Annotated in this window: 8 protein-coding genes; all 8 read left to right on the top strand. The window is 47.3% G+C overall.

What is annotated here, in order from left to right; translation table 11 throughout:
- Positions 1–11: 11 nt before the first annotated feature.
- The 8 genes from fabD to edeA all read left to right on the top strand — a co-directional run bounded on the left by fabD (position 12) and on the right by edeA (position 12095).
- Entirely contained in the window at positions 12–1280 is a 1269-nt protein-coding gene (fabD, locus tag ACFVS2_RS05735; RefSeq protein WP_390232057.1) for an ACP S-malonyltransferase, read from the top strand.
- Between the two features lie 41 nt (positions 1281–1321).
- A complete protein-coding gene (edeG, locus tag ACFVS2_RS05730) occupies positions 1322–4696 on the top strand; it encodes an edeine polyketide synthase EdeG (RefSeq protein ID WP_390232054.1) in 3375 nt (1124 codons plus the stop codon).
- A 43-nt stretch (positions 4697–4739) separates the two neighbouring features.
- Positions 4740–5783 carry a BtrH N-terminal domain-containing protein gene (locus ACFVS2_RS05725; RefSeq protein ID WP_390232051.1) on the top strand — a complete coding sequence of 348 codons (1044 nt, stop codon included), beginning with the start codon at positions 4740–4742 and terminating at the stop codon, positions 5781–5783.
- Positions 5784–5808: 25 nt separating this feature from the next.
- A complete protein-coding gene (locus ACFVS2_RS05720) occupies positions 5809–6045 on the top strand; it encodes a phosphopantetheine-binding protein (protein ID WP_173619488.1) in 237 nt (78 codons plus the stop codon).
- 66 nt (positions 6046–6111) lie between these two features.
- Positions 6112–7080 (top strand): 2,3-diaminopropionate biosynthesis protein SbnA, encoded by a 969-nt coding sequence (sbnA, locus tag ACFVS2_RS05715; RefSeq protein ID WP_390232048.1) that lies wholly within the window; start codon positions 6112–6114, stop codon positions 7078–7080.
- A gap of 46 nt (positions 7081–7126) precedes the next feature.
- Positions 7127–8095, top strand: a complete 969-nt coding sequence (gene sbnB, locus ACFVS2_RS05710) for a 2,3-diaminopropionate biosynthesis protein SbnB (RefSeq protein WP_390232045.1) — start codon at positions 7127–7129, stop codon at positions 8093–8095.
- A 24-nt stretch (positions 8096–8119) separates the two neighbouring features.
- Positions 8120–8881, top strand: a complete 762-nt coding sequence (locus ACFVS2_RS05705) for a ParB N-terminal domain-containing protein (RefSeq protein WP_390232426.1) — start codon at positions 8120–8122, stop codon at positions 8879–8881.
- Between the two features lie 160 nt (positions 8882–9041).
- Entirely contained in the window at positions 9042–12095 is a 3054-nt protein-coding gene (edeA, locus tag ACFVS2_RS05700) for a cyclic peptide edeine export ABC transporter EdeA (RefSeq protein ID WP_390232042.1), read from the top strand.
- The last annotated feature ends 63 nt before the right edge of the window (positions 12096–12158 follow it).

Below are 12158 nucleotides of genomic sequence, written 5' to 3'. Positions count from 1 at the left end.
GGTGATCAAAAATGGACAAAATCGCACTCTTATTCCCGGGACAAGGTTCGCAATATGTTGGAATGGGCCAAGCATTATGTGAGGCCCATCCCATTGCTGCTCGTACCTTTGAAGAAGCCAGTGATGCGCTTGGATTTAACCTGCAAACACTTTGTTTTGCAGGGGATGTACAAGAACTGACCAAAACAGAGCACGCACAGCCAGCAATCCTGACGGCAAGTGTCGCAGCCTTCCGCGTTTATTCACAGGAAATGAACATCGAACCAAAGTGGGTGGCTGGTCACAGTCTGGGCGAGTTTACGGCCCTGACTTGTGCCGCTGCTATCCAGTTTGCAGATGCCGTCCGCCTTGTCTATCGCCGAGGTCAGTTCATGCAGGCGGCTACGCCGCAGGGTGTCGGAGCCATGTCAGCAATCTTCGGGTTGAATGCTCAACTTGTCGAGGAGATTTGTCGGGAACATTCTCGTGACGATGCGATCGTCGTGGTCGCGAACCATAACTCCGCTGATCAGATCGTCATCTCCGGACATGCACATGCGGTGCGGCAAGTAGAAGAAGCGTGCAAGCAGCATGGCTCGACTTCCGTAGTCAGCCTCAAGGTGAGTGCGCCTTTCCATTCGCCACTCATGGTGCAAGCAGCCGAACAATTAAATGAAGAATTGAAGCGATACACGTATAGCGATCCCAAATGGCCTGTGATTTCCAATGTGACAGCACAACCATATATCCATGCAGATCAACTTGTCGATTTGCTCACAGCCCAGACAACTAGCCCTGTTCGCTGGCAATCCACGATGGATTACTTGGTAACACAGGGAGCGAATACCGTAATTGAGCTCGGTCCAAAAAATGTGCTGACAAATTTGGCCAAAGGATATCCCCTTCGTGCCTTTGCCTTTGACAAGCAGGGGGAGATCAATCGTTATCAGCAAGAGATTCAGGATGCTAAAACGCATAATCAAGCAGCAATTGCCCAATTGGTCGATTCTTGCATTGCGATTGCTGTTTGCACGAAAAACCGCGGTCTCGATGAAGAGGCGTACCAGCAAGGGGTGATCGCTCCTTATCAAGCTCTTCAACAACTGAGGCAACAACTGGAACAAGGAGAAAAAGAGGGGGGCTATGGAGATGTAAGCGAAGCTTTTTCGCTGCTTCGTATGATCTTGCAAACAAAAAAAGCGCCTGACGCGGAACAAGCCATGCGCTTTGAACAGCTGACCAGCAAACCGGACTTGCAACAGCGATTTCCTGAGATCGGCAACGAATGGCAAGCAAGCTAAGCCGAACAAGGTGAGCAGAGGACCCAAGGAGGAAGAATGCAGTGAGCAAGCCATTAGGACTTAACCGAGTCAAACTGAATAAACAGCCGACGGATGCTCATTCAACAGACAGCAAACCCAATCAACATGATATTGCGGTGATTGGTGCTGCTTGCCGATTCGGAAGCGCAGAAAACCCAGCAGACTTTTGGCATCTGTTGCAAGCTGGTCAAGATTGTGTGCGAGAGCTTCCCAAAGAGCGCCAGAATGATTTGATTCCATTGTTACTCGCCAAAGGGTTGACGATGGAACAAATTCAATTTCGAGAAGCTGCCTATCTGAACGAAATTGATAAGTTCGATCCGCAGCTCTTCGGTCTTTCTCCTAAGGAAGCCAGCCAGATGGACCCAAACCAGCGCTTATTTCTGCTGACATGCTGGGAGGCGATTGAGGACGCTGGATATGGTGGAACGATGCTCGCGGGTAGCCGTACGGGTGTATATCTGGGATTTAGCAGTGATTTTGGTGAAGAGTATAGACGAATGATTCGAGAGCTGGAACCAGATGCGCTGTCCACCTCGATCATTGGCAATATGAAATCGGTGATCGCTTCTCGCGTATCCTACCTGTTGGATCTCAAAGGTCCGAGCATGCTTGTGGATACGTCCTGCTCCTCTTCGCTGATGGCTGTTCATCTGGCATGCCAAGCAATTCGTCGAGGAGAATGTGAAATGGCGCTGGCTGGCGGTGTCAAGCTCATCTTGCTGTCTTTACAAGATGGAAGCAATGATTTGGGAATTTTATCGCAATCTGGTCGTACTCGACCTTTTGACAATGATTCAGACGGTACAGGTGTCGGTGAAGGCGTTGGCGCCGTTTTGCTGAAACCGTTGACAAAGGCTCTTGCAGACGGGGATTCGATTTATGCCGTGATCAAGGGAAGCGCCGCCAATCAAGACGGCCATTCTTTCGGGCTTACGGCGCCAAATTCATTGGCACAAGCCGAAGTGATTCAGCAGGCATGGAAAGACGCGCAGATTGATCCCGAAACCCTTTCCTATATCGAGGTGCACAGCATAGGTACCAAGCTGGGTGATCCTATGGAGATGGATGGGCTGGAGAGAGCGTTTCGCCCATACACAAACCGGCGCCAATTTTGCGGGATCGGCTCGGTAAAGACGAACATCGGTCACACCGACCACGTAGCGGGGATGGCTGGTCTTTTCAAGGTGATTCTGTCTCTTAAACAAAAGCAGATACCTCCGCATTTGCACTTTCAGCGCGCGAATCGGATGATTCCTTTTGAACAATCTCCCATTTACATCCACGACACATTGACAGAGTGGGAACCAGAGCAAAGCGTGCGACGGGCTGGAATCAGTTCCTTTGGGATGAGTGGAACCAATGTGCACCTCGTAGTAGAGGAAGCACCAGGATTCATACAGCCCCCCAAGCAAGACGAAGGGATTCAGGCTATTGCTTTATCCGCTAAAAGCAAGGAGAGCTTGCTCAATCTGTTACTCCGTTTTCAGAAGTGGATAAGCAAGCCCGTGGAGGAACTGCCGACATTGGAAAGTCTCAGCTTTACGGCAAATACGGGCCGCAGTCACTACGGCTACCGCTTGCTGCTGATTTGCAGGGACATGGACGATTTTGCCGTAAAAATCTCCAAGTTGTGCGCGAGCGACTGGACAACACTTTCTGAACCAGATATTTTCTTTGGCTGGCACAAGGTTATCTCTCAGGAAGTAGCTGATAGAGAACCTGGGATACTGACTGAGGCAGAACAGCAAGCGATGAATAAGGCGGCCCATGCTTTTTTGCAAAAGCTTTTATTGGCACAAAGCAAAGAGTTATCTGATCTGAAAGAGCTCGGCGAATTGTATGTGAGCGGGGCAGATGTACGCTGGAGTGCCATGTATACGTTTAAAAAGCCGCGCCGCGTGCACCTCCCTGTTTATCCGTTTGAGCGTAAACGTTGTTGGCTGGACATCTCTTCTCTTCATTCTCTTGCCCTTGGCAAGGATGCCGGGAGAGAAAAAGACAATGTTGCACCGCAAATATCTGGAGAAGCGAAGCTGCCAAACGTAGTAGTACGTGGGAGAAAAAATGATACCTACACCGTTTTAGAGCAAGAGCTGGCTCACATTTGGGGATATGTTCTGGGGCTTGAAGAAGTAGATGTCCATGACAATTTTTACGAGCTGGGCGGGGACTCGATCATCGCGATTCGAATGATCAGCGAAATCTCCAAGCGGATGAACCGAGAAGTAGAAGTACAAGACCTGCTTACCCATTTGACGATTTCCGATTTTGCTGCCTATCTTGATGCGGCTGGGCATGAAGTTGAACAGGTTGCGAAAGCAGAGGCAGCTGCTACTTCAGTCCAAACTGGTCAACAACGAAACACAAAATCATTGCATGGCACGCAAATCAAGCGCAGCTCGTATGCCGATGTCAGTCAATTATCTTGGCGTCAATGGAATTGTTATGATCGCGGCCTCGCTTTATTAATGGAGGAGCAGGATGCCCATCTGATTCCGTATTTTAAGCTTTTTCTCGGATTGAAGCGCGGCTATCAACTCGATGCAGAGGGGTACCCCTATTCGTATCGGGAGCATGCTGAGGTTATGGGTTATTTGTCGGATGAGGAGATGCTTTACAAATTTGGCTATCGGGTCAAACTCGTGCCGGTCGCTCGTCTGGATGAATTGCATGAGTCGATCATTCACCAATTGGATCAAGGAAAGCCAGTAATGGTTGCGTTTGACGAGTACTACACTTTTTACACGCCGCAATACCAGAAGGAACATACCGATCATCTCACCGTCATCACTGGCTATGACCATGACAAGCAGGTTTATACGATCATCAATCACAATCATTTGACTCGCGGGCAAGCTCAACGAATCCAGTACGATAAATTTTCCACAACGTATCAAACGCTTGAGGAGATTTATGCAAATGTAGAGCCGCATTCTCGGCTTATCATGGTGCTTGATCGCGTTTCAGATGAAGAAGCAATCTTGCGTGCCAGCGCGGAACAGGAGTTGCTGCGTTTACTAAAAGTGGTCGAAAGTAAACAGCAAGTTGGTCGTGAACTAACGCTGTTGCTGTCACTTACGGAGCAGCCAGACACCTATTTTCATGAAGCCAATTTAAACGAGCTCTACGTTCAATTAGGCGGGAAAGAACTGTGGGTGGAAACATTATTGGACTGTTACATTCCACAGGCGGATCAGTCTGTACGCGAACTGGCGGAGGACATTTTGCAGACATCCATTAACGTGGTGAATCGCTATGCCCTTAGCTTATACAAAGAAAAAATGTTGAAGCGATCCGATATGGAAGCTGCTGTCGATAAGCTGAGGTCTCTCACCCGTCAATTTTTGCAACAAGTATTTGCCTTGCGAGAACGTGATTCGGATATCCGATAGTCGCATGTGGTTACCATTACGATAGACAGGAAGGAGAGTGCTCATGTCTCTCACCGAGATTCAACCTAGCAAGCATCCGAACCTGGATTGCATCGGCGCTTCTATCTACACGGTTCTGAAATACCTGAACTTTTCCGCCTTGGAAACAGCTTGGAAGCAGTGCGGTGCCATCTATCTTAAAACGCAGGATTCTCCTTATGGAGATGTAAACGGTCAATACATGAGAACAGTCGCAGAGCTGGAGTGGATTCATAATATCCGCGTAGAAGGACGGGCTGAACCGGAAGACGACCTGTTTTTGGCAAATATTCAAGAACGTTTGGAACGGGAGATACCGACAATCGTCCTCTGCAATATGGCAGAACTCCCGTACAACCCTTATTATCAGGACCTGCCTGAAATGCATAGCATCATTGTCACAGGAAGAGAAGATAATCAGCTTCTGATTGTAGATGATTACTACCGCTACAAAGGTCTGTTGCCCATCGAGCAATTTTTACAGGCAAGTAACTCTTCCTATCGGGATGCAGGCACAGGAGAATGGTATCCACTCCACAATCGATCATTTGAATTGGTACTTTCAGAGTCCCTGCATCCGACGCCCGATCAGTTGCTGGAAGCGGTCAGGAGCAATCTCAGCGTACTAGAGGGTCGTTGCGACATAAGTCAAATCAAGCGGGAGTTGGATGTACCTGATGATGTTAACGTCGAGGTTGGGCTGAAATCCCTTGATCCTTTTCTCGAAGACGTAGAGGCTTTTCTCGCTAGCGGAGTGGAGATTACTGACGATCATCTCGATATCCTTAACCACAGCTTGATCAGCATGGCACAGACACGAGCGATGTATGCCAATGTCCTGCAGGCGATCAGTGAGAAGTACGAAAACTTTGCAGATCTTGCCGAGCAGTATCGCAGTATCGGACATCAATGGAAAATTACGACCAATATGATTCTTAAGGCGTTTGACAGTAATCGCAGTGACATGGTTCATCGCGTTCTGCAAAAAATCAGCAGCATAAAAACGCAGGAATTTGAGGCGGTCGTCAAAACAAGAGAAGTACTGGAACGGGTTGGCGTTGTTGTGTAAGCATCTACCACTTGGAGGGACTCCTATGGAAAGAGAAAACGAAGTATACGAGACGCTCCTCCGGTTGTTTTCTGAGTACGTGAACGAAAGCGGAGAACTTACGGAGTACATTGATTCATTGACCTTTATCAAGTCGGTCGTAAAGGTTGAAAAAGAGTTTGGCATTGAATTCGATGATGACATGCTCCATTTGGAAAACTTTCAAGATATGAAAACGTTGGCAGGTTACATTCAGAAAAAAATGGATGCAAAATCTGCCTAATCGAAGGGCCAAGATGTATACGGTCGATCGGACGAAGACGGGAAAAATCGGGAGTGAGGGCTCAATATGCTAACGAAAATGATGGCCATAAGTCAGATGATTGGCAATACGCCTTTAAACAAACTTGAGCATGAGCACATCAATCTGTTTTGTAAGCTGGAATACAACAACCTCATGGGAAGTGTAAAAGTGAGGCCGGCCTTTTACATATTACAAGAGGCGATCAAAAGAGGAGAGATCACGCAGGAAACTACTGTAATCGAGTCTTCTTCGGGAAATTTTGCTATCGCTTTGGCGACTTTGTGCAAGAGACTGGGAATTAAATTTATCCCAGTGATTGATCCAAATATCAATCCCGTCTATGAGAACTTGCTCAGGGTAATTTCCCATGAGGTCGTAAAAGTAACGGACCGTGACGAGACAGGAGGATTTCTCCTAACGCGCATCCAAACGGTCAATCGCCTGCTGAATGAGACGAATAACTCGTTTTGGACCAACCAGTACGGAAATCCGGATAGCGCTCGTGCCCATTACTTCGGACTGGGAACTGAGATCGCAGACAGCTTCGAGACATTGGACTATGCGTTTATCGGCGTTAGCTCTGGCGGCACGATTACGGGAATCTCGCAGCGATTGAAGGAACGTTTTCCTGACATAAAAATCATTGCTGTCGATACGGTAGGCTCGGTGATTTTTGGGCAAGAGCCACAAAAACGATACATCCCTGGAATTGGATCGAGCATGCGGCCTGACATACTCAAGGGCGCGATTATTGATGAGGTCGTTCATGTTTCGGAGGAGGACACAGTTGATGCTTGCTATCAGCTGTACACTGAGCATGGCATTTTTGCTGGAGGATCTTCTGGGACTTCCTACTGGGCGATTAAAAACTATTTCAAAGATCAAAAGCACGTAGTCAAGCCAAATGTTGTCTTTTTATGTCCAGACGGTGGTATGCCATATGTCAATACCGTTTACAACCAGGAATGGGTTCAGTGGTTGCATCAGCAAAAGCATTCTTTCGTTGGCAATTAAATAGTGTCCAATCAAATTTACTACGATAAGCAGGGTGGGATGTACGATGTTATATCTAAACACGAGTGATATTGAAAAGGTCGGCAAGAATTGGAAGGAAACCATTGATGTCATTGAACATGCTGTGCATTCCTTACAAAAGGAAGATTATGCACAGCCGATTAAACCTTACTTGCGCTATCATGACATGTCAAACCGCATTATTGCCATGCCAGCATTTGTAGGCGGAGATACTTACATGGCGGGAATCAAGTGGATTGCCAGTTTCCCGAAAAACCTCCAAGAGGGTATCCAACGCGCGCATTCGATTACCATCCTGAACGAAGCCAGAACGGGTAAGCCTGTGGCAACGATAAATACGGCCCTTGTTAGCGGCATTCGAACTGCTTCTGTTTCCGGTCTTCTCCTCAAGCATTACGAACAAGTACGTCCCCTGCAAAATGTAACGGTCGGAATTATCGGATTTGGTCCGATTGGCAGACTTCATCTACAAATGGTTACGGCCATGTTAGGAGAGAAGATCGACAAGGTGGTTCTCTATGACATTGCGGGTATCCAGCAGGAGCATATTCCGGCTGAGATAAAAGAGAAAACGGTTATCGCGCAAACGTGGGAAGAAGCATACTGCGAGGCAGATGTGTTCATTACGTGCACGGTATCACCGCATGGTTTTATTGACAAGCAACCAAAACGTCATTCCTTGTTGTTAAATGTGTCGTTACGCGATTTTACACCAAAAATTCTCGACTATACCCGCTCCATTATCGTAGATGACTGGATCGAAGTTTGCCGTGAGAACACAGACATCGAAATCATGCATCTGGAGAGAGGCTTGCAAAAAGAAGATACCAAGTCCATCACAGATATCGTTTGCCTTGACCAGATGAAAGAGTTTCCACAAGATGAGCCCATCATGTTTAATCCGATGGGGATGGCGATTTTTGATATCGCCATTGCTGCCTACTATTACAAACAAGCACTCTCGCAGGGGATCGGTACTCACTTGCAAGACTAACTGGAGGTTACCATTTTGTACGATGTGCTGGCAAATCTAAAACTGGTAGAGTCATCTCGTATTTGTTTGCACGAGTCACATGAAAACAAGCGACTACACAAGACCAGACAGATCATTGAGGAGGAAGGGATTTTGCGCCATCCTCCGCTGGCGATTCTCATGCAAAACGGCCAGTATTTGATCATTGATGGGGCACATCGGACCTTTGCTCTTCAAGCGCTTGGGTGCAAACATATCCCCGTACAGGTAGTGGAGCATGAGGATTTTCACTTAGATATGTGGGATCATATTGTGCCAGTCGCTGCATGGTTGCAGTCAGTGGAGCAAGATTCTGTGTTTCGATGGGAAACAGAGCGTTTACGAGAAACGCCTGTGGCAGAAATGAAGATAGGGAACAAGGAACGCTTCTATCTGTACCCAAAGGAGAATCGGCAGGATGATGAGTGGCGAATGACGCTATGGCGTCAATTAGTGGACAGTTATAACTATAGCCACCCGGTGCATCGTCTGCCCACAGGGATGCTCGAATGGCCAGAAACAGGAGCCGCCTTGATACGGTTCCCGCCGATCAGTCTGGCGGAATTGGAGCGTATCGTATCGGAAGGGCACGTTTTGCCTGCGGGTGTTACCCGTTTTGAAATAGACGGGCGTCTATTAAACTTGTGTATTCCGATTAGCCTATTGAAACAGGAGCAAATCGAGCTAGAACAGTGGGAGCGATTGGTTAAAAAATGGAGAGAAACCTTGCGCCTCTACTCGAAACCCGTGTATATGTGCGATGCGTAATAAGGAACCGTGGCGAGTTTGATTCGCCACGGTTTCTATCCAATCCCAATTACATCACGTACTGGTTGCGGTCTTTCCCACAGACGCAGTGCCTAAAAAGGAGTGGATCATTCTGCAAAAGATCATAGATGAGTCGAGACGAAAACTAGCGTTCTGGCTAATGTGTCTGGTTCTCGTACTTTCCGGCAGTATACCCGTGTACGCTGAAACGAGCGTTCGACAGGATACGGAAATCGCAACAGCAATCGAACAGCTGGTCAATAAAACCATGGAGTCCGAAAAAATCCCGGGTGCAGCCGTTGTGGTCGTCAAAGAGGGGAAAACCCTTTACAAGCAATCGTTTGGTTTCTCTGACACCCAAAAGCAAGAGCCGGTTACTGCTGACACATTGTTTGAAATCGGATCGAACTCCAAAGCCTTTACAGCGCTAGCAGTTCACCAGCTTGTCGAGCAAAAGCGACTTTCGCTGGACGACCCGGTACAGAACTATATCCCGTGGTTTCGCGTTACCTATAAAGGACAACAGGAAACGATCCAGATTAAGCATTTGCTGTATCATACTAGCGGGATTCCGTTTGAAAGCATTGGTTCCATCCCTATTTCTTCCAGTGAGAATGCGATCGAAGAAACTGTGCGAGCGATCAATCATGCTGAACTGGTTCGCAAGCCAGGCACCGAGTATGAATACGCCACCATTAACTACGATATCTTGGGCTATGTGGTCGAGAAAATCACCGGAGAGTCCTATGAGCAGTATGTACAGCAACAAGTCATTGCCAAATTGGGGCTAACCGATACCTTTTTGAAGGCACAGGCACCCGTGGAGGAGATGGCAAGAGGACACAAAATCGAGTTCTTTTCCCCACGCGTGTATGATGCGCCGGAATATCGTGGAAATACGCCAGCGGGTTATGTCGTTTCCAATTTAAACGATATGGAACGATGGTTGCAGATTCAGATGGGGTTGGAGGCATCTGCGTTTCGTCCCGAGCTGGTACGAGCTTCCCATCTTCCTGATCGTTCGGTAGCTCCTGCGACAGACGGTTTCTCGTATGCGTCAGGCTGGATGATTTATCAGGATGGTGGAGGGCAAATTTCGCACGGCGGCAATAACCCTGCATTTTCTTCGTACATGGTATTTCGTCCAGAGGAAAAGCTGGGAGCCGTCGTTTTGACCAATATCAACTCGTTAAACGCATTTGTTATCGCAGAAGGGGCCGTCAATCTCGCACTAGGGAAAGAAGCTCCCGTAGTCGTGTCTGACACCAATCTTCAAGCGGATCGTATGGCAAGCATTTCTCTCGTGATCCTTGGTATCCTTTTGTTGGTACTTGGTGGGGGGATCGTGCAGATTTTCGTGCAAGTTTATCGAGGCGAACGAAAACTCTCCGCGAATGCGGGGCGAATCTGTCTGACATCCTTCGTTGCATTTATTGTCATGGGAATTGTTTTGACAGCCGCCTTATACTATTTGCCAGATGTTTTTTTTATGGGCTTACCATGGGCGTTCATCGAGGTTTGGCTTCCGATCACCATTTTTTACGCCATGTACGCATTGGTGGCAGGACTCGCTCTGTTTAATGTCTACATCACACTCATCCGCTTGTTCCCGAAATCGCAAGAAACATACATGACTTCTATTGTCATACAGGGGCTTATTAGCGGATTTGGGAATGCGCTGATTATTTTTATGATCAATCTGGCGCTCACTTCTACGAACAAATTTCATGCAGCGATTTTCCTGTATTTTCTCCTGGGTATCTTGTTATATATCGTCGGGGAGAAAATGATGCGTAGCCGGCTGATTGTGATTACAAATGAAATCGTATACGAAAAAAGAATGGAACTGATCCGCAAAATTTTTCGGACCCCTTATCAAAAGTACGAGACACTTGATAACGGTGAAATATATGCGGGGTTAAATAACGATACGGAAACGATCAGTACGTTTGCCAATAGTGTCGTTGTGGCACTGACGAGTGGGGTTACACTCGTGTTTTGCTTCATTTATCTGGGCTCGCTGGATCTATACGGATTTTTGTTTTGTCTGGCTGTCATTTTTGTGGCTGTAGGCTTGTATACGCTGGCAGGTCGCTTTGCAAACAAAGTATGGGAGGAAACCAGAGACATCCAAAATGTGTTTTTCTCCTATATCACCGATATGATCGGAGGCTTCAAGGAGCTGTATCTGACGCAGGCACAACGAAAAGAATTTGAAGAAGACATGGAAAGAAGCTGCTCTGACTATCGACATAAGAAATCAGCGGGCCAATTTAAATTTGTGAACGTGTATTTGATTGGGGAATTGCTTTTCGTTGTGGTAATCGGCACGGTTGCCTTTTTATTCCCGGTTCTTTTCCCTTCGCTTCAAAAAGAGATGCTGATTAGTTATGTGTTTGTCTTTCTGTATATGACTGGGCCTGTTCACGGTATTTTGAATGCAGTACCGGAGCTGATTCGGATCAAGATCAGTTGGCAGCGACTGAATGCTTTGCTGGATTCGTTATCAGTGGGAACGAGAAGAGAAGAGGAAAGCTTAGCTGAGCGGAGTTCGCAAGACTTTGAGTCATTTTCAACTGAACAGGTGCGTTTCCGATACAAAAACAAGGAGGGCGAAGAGTTTTCCGTAGGGCCGCTGGACTTCTCTTGCCAAAAAGGGGAAATCGTCTTCATTGTTGGTGGTAACGGTAGCGGGAAGTCAACGTTTGCCAAGCTGATTACCGGATTGTACGAGCAGGATGAGGGCGAGTTTTTCATGAACGGCCAAAAAGTAAATGCTGATCAACGCTGCGAATTCTTCTCCGCGATTTTCAGTGATTTCTACCTGTTTGAGAAGATGTATGGAGTCGATTACCAGGCGAAGCAAGAGGAAGTGAGCAAATATTTAGAGGTGCTTCGCATCGCTGACAAAGTAGAAGTGGATGAAACGGGAACGTTTAGCACGACGAAGCTGTCTACGGGTCAACGTAAGCGTCTTGCCTTAATGCTCAGTCTGGTAAGAAACCGGCCCATTTTCCTCTTTGACGAGTGGGCAGCAGACCAAGATCCAGAGTATCGTCAATTCTTTTACGAATCCTTGCTACCTGAAATGAAAAGACAGGGCAAATGTGTAATTGCGATCACACATGACGATCGCTACTTCCATCTTGCTGATCAGGTAGTGAAAATGGAGAGTGGGCGAATTATTTCGCAGCAAACGTTTGCACATGCCTGATGGAAAAGCACGCAGAGAAGACCGAACGTGGATGATTCCCGTCGGTCTTTTTTGGCATGAGTG

The organism is Brevibacillus sp. NPDC058079 (assembly GCF_042885155.1).
GTDB lineage: Bacteria > Bacillota > Bacilli > Brevibacillales > Brevibacillaceae > Brevibacillus.
This window is presented reverse-complemented; position numbering and strand designations above follow the sequence as displayed.